A 21,720-nucleotide genomic window follows, 5' to 3' on the forward strand; every position below is an offset into this window, starting at 1 on the left:
TATATAATTATATAGGAGATTAAATTATGGAAGTGTCTAATTATTTTTCTGCATTAGCAATTTTAGTATCTATAATCGGAATTGGTATTAGTTATAAAAACTATAAATCCAATCAAATTTTATCAATGAGACAAGAAAAATTGAGGAAAATGGAAAATAAATTGCAAGTACAACTTAATAATACTAATAGTAGAATAGCTATAATACCGCATTTTCATTTAGAATTAGAAGATGAGATTTATTTAAAAGAGCAAAATAACCAAAAAAAGATTATTCTTCCTATAAAAATTATAAATCTAGGAAGAGAATCTGCAACTAATGTTAGATTGATACCTTTAAAAGAAACTGGAGATTTTAATAGTTATTTCAAAACAAATGATGATGTAAATAACCATAAGCATTTTGTTCATGATTATTTAGATAAACAGTATGCTTTACCTCAAGAAGTTATTAGTTTCTCTGTTAGATGTGAATTTCATTCAAACGCTTATGATGTTTATTTTAAAATACAATTTAATGATTTAATAGGTAGAACATATCAACAAGATTTTAAATTTCAATATTGCAAAGCTATTTCAAATAATTTTTCATATAACAATTATATTTCTGTACCAATATGTATAAATGTGGAAGATAAAACGGAAGTTTAAGTATACAAAACAAATATTTAATAATTTGAAAGGAGTATTTATTTGAGATATTCAGTTGAAATTTTCTAAGTAAATGATCTTGAAAAGATAGACCATTTGATTTTATATAGTACTGAGGTACCATTGAATAATCATAATAGAATAAAAATAGAAGATAAATCTGGATTTAATAAAACAGATTTAGGAGCCATAAAAAAGTGAAAAGTGATATAAATGAAATTATAAAAAATTATGCAGATTTTACTAAACTAGAAAAGAACTAATTGAAGTGATTAATAATATGCAAAGTATTCATGATTTAGAAATACTTTGCTATATTTGTATTAATAGTTATTTTAAGGAGTGTTATTGGATGGCAACTATAGGATTCGAGGAAAAGTTATGGCAAGCAGCTGATAAATTAAGAGGAAGCATGGATGCAGCTGAATATAAAAATGTGGCGTTAGGTTTGATTTTTTTAAAATATGTATCAGATTCATTTGAAGAAAAATATGAAGAATTGAAACAAGATCCTTATGCAGACGAAGAAGATCAAGATGAGTATTTAGCTGAAAACATATTTTGGGTACCAAAGGAAGCAAGATGGCAATATATAAATGATAATTCTAAAAGACCAGAAATTGGTCAAATCGTTGATAAAGCTATGATAGCAATTGAAAAGGAAAATGAATCTTTAAAAGGTGTTTTACCTAAAGATTATGCGAGACCTGCTTTAGACAAAGAAAAGCTTGGAGATATTATTGATTTATTTACTTTTAAAGTAGGAGATACTGAAAGTAAAAAACAAGACGTATTGGGTCGAGTATATGAATATTTTATCGCTAAATTTGCAAGTGCAGAAGGAAAAAATGCGGGTGAATTCTATACACCATCATCAATCGTAAAGTTATTAGTTGAGATGATTGAACCTTATAAAGGTAGAATTTACGACCCATGTTGTGGTTCTGGTGGTATGTTTGTACAAAGTGAGAGATTCGTTGAAAATCATCAAGGTCGTTTAGATGACATTGCTATATATGGGCAAGAGTCTAACCCTACTACTTGGAAATTAGCAAAAATGAACTTAGCAATTCGAGGAATTGATAATGATTTAGGTGATAGAAATGCTGATACATTCCACAATGATTTACATAAAGGATTAAAAGCTGATTACATATTAGCTAATCCACCATTTAATATTAAGGATTGGGGGCAAGAAAAACTTTTAGATGATTATAGATGGAAATTTGGTATTCCGCCAAGTAATAACGCTAATTATGCTTAGATTCAACATATTGTATCTAAATTAAAACCAAATGGTACTGCTGGTTTCGTTTTAGCTAATGGTTCAATTTCAAGTGGTAGAAGTGAGTTGGAAATTCGCAAAAATTTAATTGAAAATAATTTGGTTGATTGTATTGTAACATTACCATCCAATCTTTTTTACTCGGTTACTGTACCAGTTTGCCTATGGTTGATTACTAATAATAAGGGTGAAAATATCACTAATAAGAAGGAAAACAACATATTATTCATTGACGCTCGTAAAATAGGATATATGGTATCAAGAAAATTACGAAAATTTTCGGATGAAGATATTCAAAAAGTAACTCAAATATATCATTCTTGGCGAGGAACAAGTAATAAACAATATGAAGATATTATAGGTTTCTGTAAAGCTGCTAGTATAGAAGAAATTAAAAATAATGATTATATACTTACACCAGGACGTTATGTAGGTTTGATTAATGAAGAAGATAGTGAGCTATTTGAACAAAAGATGGAACGTATTACAGTTGATTTGAGTAAACAATTTACAAAATCTAAAGAACTAGAAGGCCAAATTCGTGCTTCATTGGAGGAATTAGGTTATGGAGTTTAATAAATATCGTTTAAAAGAATTAGCTGAATATAAAAATGAGAGAATTCCAACTAATCAATTAACTACATCAAATTATATATCTACTGAAAACTTATTGCCTAATAAGCAAGGAAAACAAAACGCAAATAATTTACCGAATAGTAAAACAGTAAAAAAATACATTGAAAATGACATATTAATTTCAAATATTAGACCCTATTTTAAAAAAATTTGGCAAGCCGATAATGTTGGTGGTACTTCTAATGATGTATTAAATATTACTTCTAACAATAAAAATATTTCTAATAATTATTTATATTATTACTTATCACAAGATAAATTTTTTCAATATATGAATCAAACTTCTAAAGGGACTAAAATGCCTCGTGGGGATAAAGAAGCTATTATGGAATTTGAAATTCAAGTTCCTAGAAATATAAAACATCAGAACTTTATAAGTGATCTAGGGAAATCTCTAGATAATAAAATTGCTTATAATACTAAAATAATAGCAAATCTGGAAGAACTTTCACAAACTTTATTTAAACATTGGTTTATCGACTTTGAATTTCCAGATGAAAATGGTAATCCTTATAAATCTAGTGGAGGCGAAATGATTGATAGTGAATTAGGAGAAATACCTTTAAATTGGTTTATTAAAAGTATTGATGAAGTTGCTGATTGTCAAAATGGATACGCTTTTTATAAAACAGGATATAGCGATAGCGGCTACTTTGTAATGGATCTCGGAAATATTAATATTAATTCTCAATATGTAACTACTAATAAGGATAAATATATTAATAAAAAAGATATTGATCAAAAAAAAGAAAAATTTCTATTAAAAACAAATGATTTAGTTATGGTAATGACAGATAGAACGCAAGAAATGAATATTTTAGGTAGAACTGTGAGAATAACAAAACCAGATTACTTTGTATTAAATCAGAGAATGTTTCGAATTAGAGTTTATAATAAATATTTGTTAACTTATTTACAAAGTTTACTTAATTCAGAATATACGAGACAACAATTTTTATCCAAATCGTTAGGTTCAGCACAGAAATATATAAACACTAAGCACATTACTAAACATAAAATAGTTATACCTAATACTAGACTAATTAAAAAATACTATAGTCAATGTGAGAATATGATTTTACAATCTATAGAATTAAGTGAAGAAAACTCAAAATTATTTCAATTAAGAGATACGCTTCTTCCAAAACTAATGTCTGGAGAAATAGAAATTCCTGATGATATTGAGGTGGATACAGATGAACTTTCAATTTAGCGAGGATGATTTAGAACAAGTAGCACTTGAATGGTTTGAAGGACTTGGTTATACCATTAAAAATGGTCGAGAAATTAGTGATAAAGGGATTACTCCTGAACGTGAAAGTGATAAAGATGTTGTTCTTGATAATCGTTTAGAAGCGGCTTTAAGACGTATTAATCCTGATTTACACAACAATGCTATTGAACAGGCTATCCGTGAAATATCAATAGAAAAATCGCCTAGTTTATTGGAAATCAATCGTACTTTCCATGAAATGATAACAAATGGTATTGAAGTAGAACACTATAATGAAGATGGTGAAACAGTCAATGACTTAGTCTATATTTTTGATTTTAGTAACCCAGAAAATAATGACTTTCTAGCAGTTAATCAATTGACTATTGTTAATGCAGATCATAATAAGAGACCGGACATTGTGTTGTTTATTAATGGATTACCAATTGTAGTTATTGAACTTAAGAATTCAACTAACGAGTCTGTTGGTGTAGAAGATGGATATCATCAATTAGAGACTTATAAAATTCGAATTCCTCAATTATTTAATCATAATGCTGTATTAGTAACGAGTGATGGGATTAATACGAAAGCAGGTTCTTTAACAGCAGATTATGATCGATTTATGACTTGGCGTTCGAAAGATGGAAAGACTGAATCTTCATCATCACTAGCGAGTTTAGAGGTTTTAATACATGGTATGCTCAATAAAGAAGTATTGTTAGATTTAATTCGTCATTTTATTCTATTCCAAGATGACGGTAAGGGAAATATTGTTAAAATTTTGGCGGCATATCATCAATACTATGCTGTAAATAAAGCTATTGAACGCGCAATGGAAGCAAGCTCTGAGCATGGCGATGGTAAAGGCGGTGTCATTTGGCATACACAAGGATCTGGTAAGAGTTTAACGATGGTATTTTTCTCTGGAAAGTTAATACAGAAATTAAATAACCCTACCTTGGTTGTGGTAACTGACCGAAATGATTTAGATAACCAATTATTTAGTACGTTTGCAAAGTCTAAAGGCCGTTCTGGTAAAGGGTTGTTACGTCAATCACCTAAACAAGCTAATTCAAGAAAAGAACTTAAAGATTTATTATCTGTTGAGTCAGGTGGGATTGTCTTTACAACTATGCAAAAGTTTGAACCTGAAGATGGAAAAGTTACAATGGATGCTTTAACGGAACGTAAAAACGTTATCGTTATTGCAGATGAAGCACATCGTACTCAATATGGCTTTAGTGCTAAGTATGATGATAAAGGAGAAGGCGTTAAATATGGTTATGCGAAATATCTAAGAGATGCTTTACCGAATGCTTCATTTGTTGGATTCACAGGAACACCTGTATCCTCCACAGATAAAAATACACAAATGGTATTCGGAAATTATATTGATGTGTATGATATGACACAAGCTGTAGAAGATGGTAGTACAGTCAAAATATATTATGAAAGCAGAATAATACCTTTAAACTTGCCTCAAAATTTAGATATAGATGCTGCTTATGATGAGATTACATCTGGACAAGAAGATGATGTCAAAAGTAAATTAAAATCTAAATGGTCGCGTATTGAAGCATTATCAGGTTCAGAACAACGTATTCATACATTAGCTACTGATATTATTAAGCACTTTGAAACAAGACAAAAAGCTATGAAAGGTAAAGGTATGATTGTCACTATGAGTCGTCGTATTGCAGTTGATTTATACGATGAAATTGTAAGACAAAAGCCTGAGTGGCATTCAGATGATGATAATGAGGGTGTTATCAAAGTTGTGATGACAGGTTCATCAAGTGATCCCCAAAATTTCCAAAGACATATTGGACCTAAAAAACGAAGAAACCTTTTAGAAAATCGTATGAAAGATGTAAATGATGAATTGCAGCTTGTTATTGTAAGAGACATGTGGTTAATAGGGTTTGATGTACCGTCTATGCATACTATGTACATAGATAAGCCAATGCAAGGACACAATTTAATGCAAGCTATCGCTCGTGTGAATAGAGTGTTTAAAGACAAACCAGGTGGTTTAATTGTGGACTATGTAGGTATAGCAGAAAGTCTAAAAGAAGCCTTAAAAGAGTATACAGATTCTGATAAGGAACAAACAGGAGTCAATACTGACAAAGCAGTAGAAATTATGTTATTGAAATACGATGTTATACAAGATATGTTGTATAACCATGACTATTCAAATTTTGAATCTGAAAAACAGTCAGAAAGATATAATGTTTTAACCAATACAATGGATTACGTTATTGGTTTGGGAGAAGATGAAAGACAAAGATTTGTGAAAACAGTAACTGAACTTAGTAAAGCCTTTGCATTGTGTTCAACTGAAGATGCCGCGCAAGATTTGAATAGTGAAATAGCATTTTTAAAAGCTGTGAAATCAGGTATTGTGAAATTATTAGAGCCACCTAATGAAAATAATAAACAAAAAAAATCGCCAGCTGAAATTGAAGCGGAAATAAATCAGTTAATATCTAAATCAGTTGTTACTGAAGAAGTGGTAGACATTTACCAAACTCTTGGTTTAGAAAATCCTGATATTTCAATCTTATCTGACGAGTTCTTAAAAGATGTAGAGGGATTAAAGCAAAAGAATGTCGCTGTTGAATTACTGAATAAATTATTAAAAGGACAAGTGAAGTCCTTAATGAAAACAAATGCTACAGTATCTAAACAATTTTCTGAAATGCTTGGTAAATCCATTCGAAAATACAATAACCGTTCTATTGAGGCATCTAAAGTTATTGAAGAATTGATTCAAATGGCAAAAGAGATTAATCAAGAACAACAAAGAGGGAAAGATTTAGGCTTGAATACTGAAGAGATAGCGTTTTATGATGCATTAGCTTCGCATGAAACAGCTAAAGAAGTAATGGGTGATAAAGAGTTACGTGCTATTGCGCATGAATTAACTAAAACAGTAAAAGAAAATATGAGTGTAGATTGGTCAAAACGTGACAGTGCTAAAGCCAAAATGAGAGTTCAAGTTAGACGACTCTTAAAGAAATATGGTTATCCACCAGATTTACAAAAAATGGCAGTTGAGCAAGTAGTAGAACAGGCAGAGTTAATGGCTAGTCAACAATAAAAATAATTAATACTTGTATATTATGGGGATTTCTATTAAGAAAATAGGAATTCCCATTTCTTTTATTTTAAATTACTTAAGGATTAATATCTCAGTAATCATGGGAAAGAAATACCATCCAACTGTATACCTTCGGCTAGTTTTAAATATATTACTAAACCAAAAAAGAAAGTGGTGGCATATTAGCAAATAGATATACATATAACCAGACCGAGACAGGTTATCAGACAAGAGCAGGCGATATTAATAGATATATCATTTGTGAATATATTTATAGCGAATTTAATAATCCTGTTGAACTCTACAAAAAAGATTTCTAGTATATACTATCTAAAAAATTAAAGAATAAATCTCCTAATAACAGTAATGGCAAACTATTAACTTCAGACTAGTACAAAAGGTTACTAAAAATATTAGTCAGTAGGAGAGAATAAATACCTAGTTGATATGTGATTTATAGGTAATATTAATAAAGATATGACACTACGTTAAAAATTATAGAGAAATATTGATTGTAAACAGTATAAATACGAAAATAAATTTAATTATTCGTATTTAGAACTAAATTTTCGAAAAATAGCAAGTGACATTGTTATTAAATCAAATTATGTTCAACTATTTACTATCGAGCGAAAAATTTAAAAGGCTGTAACAATCTTATTTCTGTTGGACTACAAGTGGATGAAATTATTAGTATTATTCGATTCAAGAATGAAAAATTTGTCTACTAATATATATAAGCAGTAAAGAATGTATTATTTATTTAAAATATGATAGTGAGACATGAATCAAGAATTATTTCACTAAATCTGTATAAATTAGATCTAAAATAACGTATCCGTTATAGTTAGTTTTTGATTTTCAAAATACTTACTATCATTCATTTGTTGTAAATAAAATTTAATTTTTGAGTATTATGTTCAATTAAATAGTTAACTATAATCTAATTTTTTATATTGTAGTGACAAAACTGAATTATTTTATTAAAATTAAAAATGTAGTTTGCAATTAAAATATAATTGGTTGAATATTTAAAGTATAAGAGGATGATGATTAGTGAAATGCAATAATTGTGGAGAAGAAATAAATGTATCACAAAAGTTTTGTCCTAATTGCGGAAAAGAAGTAGAAATAAAGGAAGATAAAACAAGTCCTCCCCATAATTCGAATGATTTTAAGAAACAGTTTGGAGCAAAGAGAAATCAAAGTTATAATTCAGAACAAAAAGGTACTCAAGTTAAAGATAATGACTTTAAAAAACAATTTGGAGCATCGTCTAATGCGGTATATACTAAAGTGAATGATAATGAAGACTTTATAGAGAGCAATAAAAGACATTTCGGGGCCTCTTCAAATAGAATGAGAACTAATTTTAAGACAAATTTTACAAATATTTTTAAATTAGATGATTACAATGAATGGTTAAAAAGATACATAATTTCAATAGTATTTTTTTGTTTATATGTTTTTTGGATGGAAATTCAGATGAATGTGTTTATTTTAATTTTAGATTTAATTTTGTTTCCATTTATTATATGCGTTGTAGACCACTTTATTAGAAAGTTTATTAATAAGTCTAATTATATTAATGATATAGGAAATTTAGGTTGTATGTTTGCTACTGCAAAATTTGCGATTAAGTATATATTTTTACTTCTTATTTGGAATTTTTCATGTATCTTAGGTATTATCGCATTAATTTATTTATATAACTTAGCAAAAAAAATAGGATAGGAGTTATTAGTAATGAAAAAACCAATACTTGTAGGTAAAGGTTTTAGAAAAGTAAGCTTGGAAAGAATTATTCGAGATGGGTTAGCTAAAAATGAAGATGTAATAGTATTTGATAGTCTTAAAGATGAATCTCATGTTTATCATGACGGAATAGTGATTAGTAATTTAAGTATTAAGCTTCGAGGGGAAACAGCTCCTGAAGAAACAATTTTAGAAACAATTTTTGAAATTGAAAATAGTAAAGTAATTTTAGAAAATTTAACTATTGATGCAACAAATTTAGCTAAAAATGCATTAGCGATACGTAATAGTAACGTAGAATTGAATAATGTTATTGTAAAAGGCATATCTAAGAAAGTATCTTTAATTGCTAGACAAAATAGTAATATAGTATTAAATAATGTAACATTAGAAAATAATAGTACAAGAGGACCTGGGGGGATGTACTTAGGTAACTCTAGAGCATTCATTTTTAATTCATTAATAATGGGAATGAGAACAGATGATTATGCTCATACTGAAATTGAAAATACTCTAATTATTGGATTTATATCTGCCTTAAATGAAGCAGATATAAAAGCTAAGGACTTATATATTGAAAATGAAAATTTTGAATACGATATATATGCTAGAAAGAATGGACAAATTTTAATAGAAAATTTAAATATTCTTTCAGGTAAAGCATTTGCTATTTTAAAAGAAAGCTATATTTCAATTAATAAATTAACAACAAATACTATTGGTGATTTTACAGTAGAGCTAGATGATTTTTCAGATGCTATTGGAGAAGGAATACAATTAATCAATCGTGATGAACAAGTTAAAATGAATTCCTTTGTAGAAGAAGAACCAATTAATCAAATAATACAAAAGAATAGTTATAGCAATCAAGAATATGTTGAAAGCGAAGATTCTAAAGACATTAGCGATGAAGAATTTAACAGTTTTTTTAGAATAGAAAACGACGATTTAGAAGACATTAGTAATGAAGAATTTAATGATTATAACTATACTCAAATTAGTGCATTAGATGAATTAAATAATCTCATAGGTTTAGAACAAGTAAAAGAAGCTACCAATCAATTTATAAATGTTGCTAGAATAAATAAAATAAAAAAAGAAAGAGGTATTCAACAACACTTACCTTCAATGCATTCTCTATTTGTAGGTAACCCTGGAACAGGTAAAACAACAGTAGCTCGACTAATTGCACGTGCGTTATACGAAGAAGGTGTAATTGAAAGTGATAATTTTATAGAAGTATCTAGAAAAGACTTAGTATCTGAATATGTAGGTAGAACATCCACCCAAACCTTAGAAATTTTAGAAAAAGCTAAAAATGGCGTGTTATTCATTGATGAAGCTTATACATTAGTGAATAATGAAGGAGATAAAGGTGCTGGCCAAGAAGCTATTGATGTTATTCTTAAATATATGGAAGATTATAGAGAGAAAATCATGATAATATTTGCTGGATATTTAAATGAGATGGTGGATTTTGTAAATTCAAATCCGGGCTTATCTTCTAGAATTCCGAATACTTTTAATTTTGAAGATTATAATATAGAGGAATTATATTTAATAGGTTGTAAGGATTTATTTGAAAAAGGTTATGAATTTGATGAAGCTAAATATGAGGAATTTTTAGAAAGAGAATATAGGTTTAATTTCGACAATAGCAATGGTAGATGGGTTCGTAATTTTAATGAGAAATTGACAACACACCAAATGCAACGTATCTCTGAAAGTGGAGAATATCTTGATAACCAATCTTTAATTACTATTATTGATGAAGACTTTGAAATTTTTAGTAAACAAAAAAATAGTAATAATGAAACACTACAGTCATTGCTTCGTGAGCTTGATAGTTTAATAGGATTACAGAAAGTTAAAGATCATGTTAATACTATTGTTAATGAAGTCAAGTTTAATCAAATGATAGAACAACAAGGAAAAATAACTACAACTAGCAATTATCATATGATTTTTACTGGCTCACCAGGAACAGGTAAAACAACAGTAGCAAAGTTATTAGCAAAGATTTTTGATCAATTAGGAATAATTTCTAAAGGTCATTTAATTGAAACAGAACGTAGTGAGATGATTGGTAGTCATATTGGTCACACTGAAAAAAATACTAAACGTATTGTTGAACAAGCTATAGGTGGCGTTCTATTTGTTGATGAAGCTTACCAATTAATGCCTAAAGATAAATCAAGTAATGATTTTGGTATTCAAGCAATAGAGACGCTTATTACAGAGCTAGAGAATAATAGAGGCAAATTTATTGCTATATTTGCTGGTTATGAGGATGATATGGAACGATTCTTAACTTCTAATGAGGGTTTGCAATCTAGAATTCCTTATAAAATACATTTCGATGATTATTCCCCAAAAGAGATAGCTGAAATTGTTGTTTTAAGTTTGACTAATGATCAATGGAAATTTAATGAAAATTTACTAAGAAAAGTGGTTGAAGATAAATATAGTAGTCTTGAAGATTCTAAAAAGGCAAATGGTAGATGGGCTCGAAACTTTGTTCAAGAGCTTTTAGCTATTCATAAAAATGAAGTGATTAATTCTAATGACACTGCTGGTAATTTAACAGTAATTAATGATCAAACAATAAAAAGTATGCTTTTAGTTTAAAATGTTAATTCTTCAAACTATTAAACTGAATATTTATTTCATAAGGAATAGTAAGTTACTTGGGAATGCGAATCTAAAATTTTTAATATAATATTTTCTATAGGCACATTATCTCTTTTGATTATTAGTTTGGTCACTTTTAGTTTTAGAGATAATTGCGTTTTTTTCATATTCAAAACAAAAATCTATTAATTTTTTTATTAGCCCTATTTATTATAGAGACATAATCATATACTAATCCCCTGTTAACTAAGTAATTAACAGGGGATTGTTATGTGTTGAAATTAATTATGATTCTATATGTTTTTCTCGTTGTGCTTCGAATTCATCTAGTAATTCGCGTGCTTCAGCGATAGATTGCGTATTCATTAATTGATGACGTAGTTGGCTCGCACCTTTAATGCCACGTACGTATATTTTAAAGAATCTACGTAAACTTTTGAATTGTCGGTCTTCATCTTTGTCATATTTTTGGAATAATGAGAGATGTAATCGTAATAGACCTAGTAGTTCTTCGCTTGTATGTTCGCGTGGTTCTTTTTCAAAGGCAAATGGATTGTGGAATATGCCTCTGCCAATCATCACACCATCAATGCCATATTTTTCAGCTAGTTCAAGTCCAGTTTGTCTATCTGGAATATCGCCATTAATTGTTAATAAAGTATTTGGTGCTATCTCATCACGTAGTTGTTTAATCGCTTCAATTAATTCCCAATGCGCATCAACTTTACTCATTTCTTTACGTGTACGTAGATGGATCGATAAGTTCGCGATGTCTTGTTCGAAGACATGTTTTAACCAATCACGCCATTCATCTATTTCATAGAAACCAAGACGTGTTTTAACACTTACCGGTAGACCTCCCGCTTTCGTTGCTTGAATAATTTCAGCAGCAACTTCAGGTCTAAGAATAAGGCCAGAACCTTTACCTTTTTGAGCCACGTTTGCAACAGGACAGCCCATATTTAAATCAATACCTTTAAATCCCATTTCTGCTAAACCAATACTCATTTCACGGAACTGTTCAGGTTGATCGCCCCAAATATGCGCTACCATAGGCTGTTCATCTTCACTAAACGTTAAGCGACCACGCACACTGTGAATCCCTTCAGGGTGACAAAAGCTTGCAGTATTCGTAAATTCAGTGAAAAACACATCAGGTCTCGCTGCTTCACTCACCACATGACGAAAGACAATATCCGTCACGTCCTCCATAGGTGCCAAAATAAAAAATGGCCGTGGCAATTCACTCCAAAAATTTTCCTTCATAATATATTTAAACCTTCTTCTTTATTAGTATCTCGCAATTTTACGCATAATGATATTACCACAAAGGGAGGAGATATACAAAGTGAAGTTGACGAAATATGATTCTGTATCAATATTTATGGCAGTACTATCTATTAATGTTAATTTAGAAGGTTTATATACAATATGCCATCCGGTTGACATATTTTAAGAAAGCGTTTACACTTAAAGTCAATAAATCGATTTCTTAATACAAAGGGGATATATTATGGAACTCAACCGTTTAATTGCACCATTTAAAAATAGATATTATTTACAAAGTTCAGTTATGATTATGCTCTTTTTTGCCTCTTGGAGTATATGGTGGTCATTCTTCCAAATTTGGTTAACCTCTGAAAGTAACGGCTTAGGTTTAAATGGTGGACAGGTAGGTATCATTTATTCAGCGAATTCTTTCGTAACTTTGATATTAATGTTTTTTTATGGAGTTATACAAGATAAACTTGTCATCAAGCGTGGATTACTTATTTTCTGTGCGATATTTTCAACTTTAGTGGGTCCATTCTTCATATGGGTTTATGCACCATTGATTCAAAGTCATTTTTGGATAGGTGTTCCTATCGGTGCAATATTCCTTTCTTGTGGCTTTTTAGCTGCTGTAGGTGTATTTGAAGCTGTTGGTGAAAGATTTAGTCGTATGTTTAACTTTAACTATGGACAAGCACGTGCATGGGGGTCATTTGGTTATGCAATTATGGCGCTTGTAGCTGGATTTACTTTTGTTAAAAATCCACATCTTAATTTTTGGTTAGGTTCAGTTCTAGGCTTCATATTATTATTAATATTAATATTCTGGAAATCTAAAAAAGAAATTGATATAAAAGAACATATTGAAGAGGGCGATAGTGAGGCAGTACCATCATTCAATAAAATTGTCTCATTATTAAAAGTGAAAGACCTATGGGTTATTATCATTTTTATTATGTTTTCTTGGTCTTTTTATACTATATTTGACCAACAAATGTTCCCAGATTTTTACACAAAATTATTTCCAACGGTAAGTATGGGGCAACAAACGTATGGCACGCTTAACTCTGTACAAGTATTTTTTGAGAGTATTATGATGGCTGTTGTACCTGTCATTATGATGAAAATAGGTGTACGTAAAACATTGTTACTAGGTGTAACGGTAATGTTTTTACGTATAGGATTATGTGGTATTGCAAGTGGTCCTGTTAGTGTCTCTTTTATTAAAATGTTTCATGCATTAGAGGTACCACTATTTGTATTACCTATTTTTAGATATATTACATTACACTTTGATACTAAATTATCAGCAACGATTTATATGGTTGGATATAACGTTTCTGCTCAAATAGGACAAGTGGTTTTATCTAGTCCATTAGGAATTTTACGAGATCATATAGGTTATCAACCTACATTTTTCGTTATATCAGCGATTGTCTTATTAGCAGGAATTTTCGCATTCTTTACTTTAAGAAAAGATAATGAGTATGTTTATGGTGATCCTTTTATTAAAGACTTACATAAAGAGAAGGAGGTTGGATAACAATGGAAGAACAAAATACATTAGAAGTATCTAATTTAAGGTATCGTTTAGGTTATCACGTTATGCCTAAGTATGGTTGGATTAATGATCCCAATGGCTTTTCATATTTTAATGGATATTATCATATATTTTATCAATATTATCCTTATGCACCTGAATGGGGACCAATGCATTGGGGACACGCACGTAGTAAAGATTTAGTTCATTGGGAAACATTACCGATTGCTTTAGAACCTGGAGATGAAGAAGACAAAAATGGTTGTTTCTCTGGTACAGGTATAGTCAAAGATGATAAGTTGTATTTATTTTATACAGGTCACCATTATTATAATGACGATGATCCCGATCATTTTTGGCAAAATCAAAATATGGCTTATAGTGAAGATGGCATTCATTTTCAAAAATATAAACAAAATGCAATCATTCCTACCCCACCTGAAGATAATACACATCACTTCAGAGATCCAAAGGTATGGGAACATCATGGCTATTATTACATGATAGTAGGTAGTCAAAATGATAGAGAATTAGGACGTATTATCTTATATCGTTCTGAGGATTTATATGAGTGGGAATATCTTGGTCCTGTAGATCAATCCAATGGTCAAATGACAGAAGGCTATATGTGGGAATGCCCTGATTTATTTGAACTGAATGGGAAACATGTCTTTCTATTTTCGCCGCAAGGTATGGAAGCTGAAGAAGAACAATATTTAAATTTATTCCAAAACGGCTATTTTGTTGGTGATTTTGATTATGATACTTACAAATTGACTAGACAACAATTTAAAGAACTGGATCATGGACATGATTTTTATGCACCACAAACTATGGAAACATCTGATGGTAGAAGGATTTTAATTGGTTGGATGGCTATGTGGGAAGCTAATATGCCGGAAAAAGAAGATGGTTGGTCAGGTGCGTTAACCTTACCACGTGAACTTTATCTCAAAGGCGATCACTTATACATGCGTCCAGTTGAAGAATTAAAGTCATTAAGAATTGATGAGGGAAAACACGAAGAATATACATTGAGTGAACCTATAAAGCTTTTACAAGGTAAACATCAAGCTGAAGTGAATCTAAAAATGTTGGCTTCAGACTTTATATTGAATTTAAAAAATCAGCAAGGTGATTTATTATCTTTAGAGTTTGATAGTGAATTTCAGAAATTCAAGTTACATCGTTATGATATAGGTGATTATAGATATGCGATGATTCAAACTACTGAAACATTAGATTTACAGATATATATCGATACAAGTTCTATTGAAATATTTATAAACGAAGGAGAAGCGGTATTTACAGAAAGGTATTATAGTGAAACAGCCCCAGAAGTATGGTTATCATCACAACAAAATATTGAGGTCATCACTTCAATTTATGAATTGGAACATCAAACCATACAATTTGAATAGCATCACGTAAGTTAAAATAGAGTTGAGTATATGTTGCCACTGAGTGCCTATGCTTAACTCTTATTTTTATGTCGAATTATGTTTATGAAAAGTGCATAATAAAGATAGGAATTCAAATGAATTGGAGTAGATATTGATGAAACCGAAATTGGAAGATGTAGCTAAATTAGCTCAAGTTTCTAAAACGACTGTTTCACGTGTATTGAATAATCGTGGATATATTAGTGACGAAACTAAAGATAAAGTCTATCAAGCAATGACAACTTTAAATTACCAGCCCAATTCTGCTGCTAGACAATTATATAATCAAAAAACGAATATCGTCGGGTTATTATTTCCAACTGTATCGAATCCTTTTTTTGGGGAATTAGTGTTAGAACTTGAAAGAAAACTTTATGATATGGGGTATATCGTTATAATAGGAAACTCAATGAATGACTGTGAAAAGGAAACACATTATATTAACCAATTACTCTCTAATCAATTAGATGGTTTGATTGTAGGTACACATAATATTGGTATTGAACAGTACAATAATAGAAATCTTCCAATCGTAGCTATAGATAGAGTAGTCAATGAAGACATTCCGGATATACGCTCTGATAATTTTGAAGGAGGTGTCTTAGCAACGCAACATTTAATAGAAAAAGGTGCAAAGTACATAATTCACACAAATGGACCTATCGATGTAAATACAACTGCGAATTTAAGACAGTCTGGATACGAACACTCTATGAGTCAACATGGTTTTAAACCAATAACATATACCATTGATTTTGAATTAAGCTTTGAGGAAAAAGCTAAGAAATTCAAACAGATTTTTGAAGAACATCCAGAAGTTGATGGTATTTTTGCATCTAATGATACTGACGCAATTCAAATATATAATATAGCTTTATCTTATGATAAAAGAGTTCCCGAAGACCTTAAAATTATAGGTTATGATGGCACGGATTTAATAAGGCATATGCATCCGGAGCTGACAACGATTATTCAACCTATTGATAGCATAGCACAACAAGCAGTGAACGCTTTAGAACAACGTATCAACAATGAAGAAACTGAACAACATATGATATTACCAGTTAAACTATGGCAAGGTACGACGAGTTAGATGTATTTGTATTTATGATGGGAAACATGTATAAAATTAATATTAGGATTTTTGAATTAAGCAGTATTCAGTTTTACTACAGTATATGTTGATGCTAAGATAACTGATTATTTAGTACTAAATATTAGTTAAAGTATTAAAAGAAAATAAAACGATATATTATGCTAAAATGAATTGAATAATCTATTTACTATAAGTTAAATAGTGAAGGGTTCATTAAGGAGAAAAGATGAAGAAATATACGCCTGAAAAGATAAGTGAACAGTTTTCTAAATTGTTGTTATTAGCGGTTAATATTTGCATTGGCTTCATTGCGGTAACACTTGTTATATTTTTATTTACCGAATGTTTTGGTTTCTTTCAAAACTTATTTTTACAAGATAAAGATTTGAAATATAGCCAAGTGATTGAAGATTTATTGGTATCATTCATGTATATTGAGTTTATTCTACTCATTATTCAATATTTCAAACACAATTATCATTTTTCGTTACAGTACTTTATTTATATCGGTATTACAGCGATTGTCAGAATTATTATAGTAGAACATAGCGATGCTACTGAGACAATCTTGTTAGTCGCAAGTATATTTATACTAACGATTTCACTGTACTGTTTACGAAAATTTACGATTGATTAAAATCAAATATTAAGTTTTAAGAGGGAAGCATGTGTGAACGCACTGTTCCCTTTTTATATTTATGGAACTAAGCGATATACGATACTCTTAAGATGAAAGATGTATGTTATTTATTTTATTGTTACACTATTATTGAAATAGAATAATTTCAATTGTAATTATACAATAATTGATTAAAGGAGTTTTTATCATGAACAAAATAGACTTAAAAACTACGATAAAATCACTTTATAATGACATCTTAATTGATTTGAATTTGGATAAAATAAATAAATATTTTGCGCCCACATACGTACAAACAACAGATCATGTTTCCACTAATTTTGATGAGTTTAAAGCACATCTTAAAAAGTTAAAAGAAGTTGTTTCAAGTTTGAAAATCAGTTATTTTAAAACGATGATCATTGATGAAGATCAAAATGAAGTGTTTCTACGTTATGACGTAGAAGTAGAGAAAAAGAATGGAAACCAAGGCATCATAGAAGTGTATGCAGAGTTTACATTTAACGATGAAGGAAAAGTTATGACATGTAACGAATTAACTTTACCATATCATGAAGCGCTTAAAGGCATAGGTAGTATTAAATAAACTTAATGATCATCGTCATTTTGTTTGTCTTTCGTACTTGGAACTAAACAATATAGTGTCAGTAATATTGTAAAAGCATAGCCGAAATATTGTCTGCCGCTATAGGGCATTTCAGTGAACCCTATAATTATAAGCACGGTAATTAAATTTATAGCCATAAGGGTAAGATATATACGCTTTCTTATTTTTCGTTTCATATGTATCTTCCTTTTGTGAATAAGTAAAGGTTAATTATATGATTTAGATAGCCTATTCAAACTTAATCAAAACGGCAAAACTAAATATTCCACCTTAAGTTAACATGTTGTTATAAAAGTGTAAAAACACCTAATCCAATTTAGTAGTTGATAACTAGGTGGAAAATTTATTTAACATATTCAAAGAGCGTTGATACTCAACATATATTGTTTACTTATGGTCTATGTAATAGGTGCTTTCATATTGTAGTATGGGGCTTTTTAACAACTCACATTATATAGCCCAAACAATCGTATAAAATAACTGTTGCTATTCTAAAAAATCATGGTATTATAATCATAACTTAAAACACTTTCGTATAAATTCATACGTTTATGTATGAGTTCGACGAGAGTGTTTTTTTATTAAAAGGTTCGTTGTCACGTACTTTAAAATAAAGAAAGAAACTATGAGGTATTTGAATTATGGGCGAAAAACAATGGATTACACCCAGATCATTTTTATTTAATATATTAAATGGATTAGCGATAGCAATCGTTGTAGGTATGCTTCCTAACGCGATTTTAGGAGATTTGAGTAAATACTTAAGTCAGTATAATGAGATATTTTCAAAAATAGTAGTTGTAGTTCAAGGCATTCAATATACAATTCCAATATTAACGGGTGTCTTAATTGCGATACAGTTTAATTTAACACAATTACAAACAGCTGTGGTTGGTGCAGCAACATTTGTCGGTTCTGGCGCAACGACAATTACAAATCACCAATGGGTCATTACAGGTATCGGAGATTTAATTAATACTATGATTACCGGAGCAATCGCAGTAGGTATTATTTTAATTATCGGAGACCGTGCAGGTAGTTTAAATATGATTATCTTACCCATCGTTGCCGGTGGTATTCCTGGCCTCTTAGGATTGTTATTGCTGCCTTATACCAAATTGATAACAGTGGGCATAGGTAGTGTTGTTAATAGTTTAACGAATACACAACCTATCATTATGACAATTCTAATTGCAGTGATATTCTCTATTCTTATTGTGTCACCGATATCTGCGATTGGTATTGGTATTGCCATTGGAATTTCAGGACTAGCAGCAGGTTCAGCCGCTGTAGGGGTCTCTGCCAGTGCTATTATGCTAGCGCTAGGGGCATGGCGTGTTAACAAAGTAGGTGTTCCGATTTCAGTGTTACTCGGTGCCGTTAAATTAATGATGCCTAATACCATTCGACATCCTATTATATTTTTACCCGTTACATGTACTGCTGCAGTATCAGGACTAGTAGGCGGTTTGCTTAATATTAAAGGTACACCTGATTCGGCTGGGTTTGGTTTAATTGGATTAGTAGGTCCAATTAAATCATTAAACTTATTAGGTACTAGCATGGGTAGTGGCTTGCTACTGATTGCGATAACTTATGTCATCGTACCAATCATATCAGCTATCTTTTTCAATTATCTATTTGTGAAAATATTGAAACTCTATAAACCAGATGTATTTATTTTTAAATAACTTTATATAAGCCAAAGGCAATTTCTATGAATGAGATAGAAGTTGCCTTTTTCTATATAAAATGACTATTTCAAAAATATTTCAGGGTATAGTTTTATTAAGAAATAAATAAGCATAAATAGTTTAAAAGTTCAGTCTGATTAGAACATTATTAATCGTAGATACTAAATTAATGAGAGGAGTGATATGATGGAAATTAATTTAGAGCACCCAGTGTATAAAGTTCAAGTTTCAATGAAATTACTTACATCTCAAGGCGTTCCCGGTACACTATATTTACTAAAAGACATGATTTATTTTGAAGCAGATGGATTACTGAAAGGTTCAGAGATTAAAAATGAATTTTACTTTAATGAAATTAAGAGTTTGAAATTTGGTTTATCATTTAGCCCGTATAGAATAGTAATAACCGAAAAAAAATAATGAAAATTGGATATTTGATTACGTGTCACGTAAAGAAGGTAAAAAATTTGTAGAATTATATGAGGCTATCAAGGAAAGTAACGCGTAGTTAATGTGCAATAGTAAAAATGCCAATTCACCTTTAATGATAGGTGGATTGGCATTTGTTTTATATTATGACTTTCTACAACTCACACTATTGATCAGTTACTTTTTCGTTTCTTATAGCATCGTTTTTCTAACATATGTCAAAGGCTTATATATCACCATGTGAGCCTTTTTAATTTGTAAATAAAAAAGTTTAAATTATAAGAAATATTTATACATAACTTTAAAAAATATATAGTAAGTTGTTACAAAATAAGTTAATATATTTTTATTAGAATTAAATTTATAAAAAGGAGTGCAACTAAATGATTTGTCCATCATGTGCAAATGAAGTAGGTCAGAATGATAAATTTTGTCAACATTGTGGTACCAATTTAACTGTGGAAAAGCCCATTATGAAGGAAAACGTAGATACAAATAATAATTTAACATGTCCAAATTGTAATGAAACCGTCCAATCTAATGATAAATTCTGTATCAATTGTGGATTTAAATTAAATGAATCTATGCAATATTCATCTAATGAAACCTATAATCATAGTCATCAACATATTGAAAGAGAAGTCGCTAATAATACCAATATTACTGAGGAAGCTAAAAATCTATTCAATAATACGACAAAATCAATAGGTAGATTAGCTGGAAATGATGAAATTCTTAAATTAAATTTGAGAGATATGTTTTCCCAAGTGTTTAAGTTTCATTCAAAGCATGAATCAGATGATGTGTTTATAGCTGGTACACAAAGTACTACACCACATATTACAGAGGTTTCAGAAGAATGGGGAAAACCATGGGTATTTTCACGCGTATTCATATCACTATTAATTACTTTTATTGGCTTGTGGTTTTTAGCAAAAATGTTTGGTAATGAAAATAGTATTCCAGGTATGATATTTATTGGAGCACTAATCGTTCCTATTTCTGGAGTAATATTTTTCTTTGAATCCAATGCATTTCGTAATATTAGTTTTTTTGAAGTCTTGAAAATGTTCTTTGTTGGTGGGGTCTTTTCTTTAATAAGCACGCTTGTGCTATATCAATTTGTATCTTTTAGTGACGATCTTGAAATGTATGGAATTATGACAATGGGTGATGCATTTTTAATTGGATTAGTTGAGGAAATAGGCAAAGCTATTATAGTTGTTTTATTTATTAACTATCAAAGAACCAATAAAATTTTGAATGGTATATTAATAGGTGCTTCTATAGGTGCTGGTTTTGCTGTATTTGAAACGGCAGGATATATATTGAAACTTAGTTTCGCGAGTGATCAAACAGTTGATCTTAATGTAATGATTGAAATTATCATTTTAAGAGGATGGTCTGCTTTAGGTGGTCATTTAGTATGGGCAGCGATTATTGGAGCAGCTGTGGTTATTGTGAAAAATACTAGTCAGTTTACTTGGTCTAATATCCTTGATAAACGATTTCTATTTTTCTTCTTTATCTCTGTTATTTTACATTTTATTTGGGATGCACCAATCACATTCTTAGGAAGTTATAACTTAAAATTAATTATTTTAATAGTTATTGCATGGATTTTTATATTTATATTAATGAAATCTGGGTTGACTCAAGTAAATGTATTGCAGAAAGAATATATTGAAAATAAAGAAAAACAATGAAAATTTATCAATGAATAG

Annotated in this window: 14 protein-coding genes and 1 pseudogene; 14 read left to right on the forward strand and 1 reads right to left on the reverse strand. The window is 29.9% G+C overall.

The features are described 5' to 3' along the window. The first annotated feature begins 26 nt into the window (after positions 1-26). The 6 genes and pseudogenes from LPC11_RS00145 to LPC11_RS00170 all read left to right on the forward strand — a co-directional run bounded on the left by LPC11_RS00145 (position 27) and on the right by LPC11_RS00170 (position 11,273). Entirely contained in the window at positions 27-650 is a 624-nt protein-coding gene (locus tag LPC11_RS00145) for a hypothetical protein (protein WP_023374442.1), read from the forward strand. Positions 651-1,002: 352 nt separating this feature from the next. Beyond that, positions 1,003-2,511: pseudogene (locus tag LPC11_RS00150) on the forward strand (type I restriction-modification system subunit M). Then, positions 2,501-3,784, forward strand: a complete 1,284-nt coding sequence (locus tag LPC11_RS00155; RefSeq protein ID WP_023374440.1) for a restriction endonuclease subunit S — start codon at positions 2,501-2,503, stop codon at positions 3,782-3,784. Before LPC11_RS00150 ends, LPC11_RS00155 begins: the two are co-directional and overlap by 11 nt. Continuing rightward, positions 3,768-6,890, forward strand: a complete 3,123-nt coding sequence (locus tag LPC11_RS00160; protein ID WP_231307296.1) for a type I restriction endonuclease subunit R — start codon at positions 3,768-3,770, stop codon at positions 6,888-6,890. Before LPC11_RS00155 ends, LPC11_RS00160 begins: the two co-directional genes overlap by 17 nt. 1,056 nt (positions 6,891-7,946) lie before the next feature. Continuing rightward, a complete protein-coding gene (locus LPC11_RS00165) occupies positions 7,947-8,624 on the forward strand; it encodes a zinc ribbon domain-containing protein (protein WP_023374438.1) in 678 nt (225 codons plus the stop codon). 12 nt (positions 8,625-8,636) lie between these two features. Continuing rightward, positions 8,637-11,273, forward strand: a complete 2,637-nt coding sequence (locus LPC11_RS00170; RefSeq protein ID WP_023374437.1) for an AAA family ATPase — start codon at positions 8,637-8,639, stop codon at positions 11,271-11,273. Positions 11,274-11,561: 288 nt separating this feature from the next. On the opposite strand, the gene LPC11_RS00175 is transcribed toward LPC11_RS00170, so the two are convergent. Further along, complete coding sequence (locus LPC11_RS00175) at positions 11,562-12,542, reverse strand: tRNA dihydrouridine synthase (RefSeq protein ID WP_023374436.1); 981 nt, start codon at positions 12,540-12,542, stop codon at positions 11,562-11,564. 247 nt (positions 12,543-12,789) lie between these two features. On the opposite strand from LPC11_RS00175, the gene LPC11_RS00180 reads away from it, so the two are divergent. From LPC11_RS00180 to LPC11_RS00215, 8 genes are all read left to right on the forward strand, one after another. Continuing rightward, a complete protein-coding gene (locus LPC11_RS00180; protein WP_023374435.1) occupies positions 12,790-14,091 on the forward strand; it encodes an MFS transporter in 1,302 nt (433 codons plus the stop codon). Between the two features lie 2 nt (positions 14,092-14,093). Continuing rightward, positions 14,094-15,509, forward strand: coding sequence for a glycoside hydrolase family 32 protein (locus LPC11_RS00185; protein ID WP_023374434.1), 1,416 nt, complete (start codon positions 14,094-14,096; stop codon positions 15,507-15,509). A 136-nt stretch (positions 15,510-15,645) separates the two neighbouring features. Beyond that, positions 15,646-16,623: a LacI family DNA-binding transcriptional regulator gene (locus LPC11_RS00190; RefSeq protein WP_023374433.1), complete on the forward strand. Its 978-nt coding sequence runs from the start codon at positions 15,646-15,648 to the stop codon at positions 16,621-16,623. Between the two features lie 229 nt (positions 16,624-16,852). Beyond that, positions 16,853-17,263, forward strand: coding sequence for a phosphate-starvation-inducible protein PsiE (locus LPC11_RS00195; RefSeq protein ID WP_023374432.1), 411 nt, complete (start codon positions 16,853-16,855; stop codon positions 17,261-17,263). A gap of 190 nt (positions 17,264-17,453) precedes the next feature. Then, positions 17,454-17,852: a hypothetical protein gene (locus LPC11_RS00200; protein ID WP_023374431.1), complete on the forward strand. Its 399-nt coding sequence runs from the start codon at positions 17,454-17,456 to the stop codon at positions 17,850-17,852. 662 nt (positions 17,853-18,514) lie between these two features. Then, complete coding sequence (locus tag LPC11_RS00205) at positions 18,515-19,564, forward strand: PTS sugar transporter subunit IIC (RefSeq protein WP_104681493.1); 1,050 nt, start codon at positions 18,515-18,517, stop codon at positions 19,562-19,564. Between the two features lie 186 nt (positions 19,565-19,750). Beyond that, positions 19,751-19,987: a hypothetical protein gene (locus LPC11_RS00210; protein WP_226956352.1), complete on the forward strand. Its 237-nt coding sequence runs from the start codon at positions 19,751-19,753 to the stop codon at positions 19,985-19,987. Positions 19,988-20,379: 392 nt separating this feature from the next. After that, positions 20,380-21,702 carry a PrsW family glutamic-type intramembrane protease gene (locus LPC11_RS00215; protein WP_023374427.1) on the forward strand — a complete coding sequence of 441 codons (1,323 nt, stop codon included), beginning with the start codon at positions 20,380-20,382 and terminating at the stop codon, positions 21,700-21,702. Positions 21,703-21,720 lie beyond the last annotated feature (18 nt).

The sequence above is a fragment of the Staphylococcus sp. HL28 genome, from assembly GCF_021117155.1.
Classification (GTDB): Bacteria; Bacillota; Bacilli; order Staphylococcales; family Staphylococcaceae; genus Staphylococcus; species Staphylococcus warneri.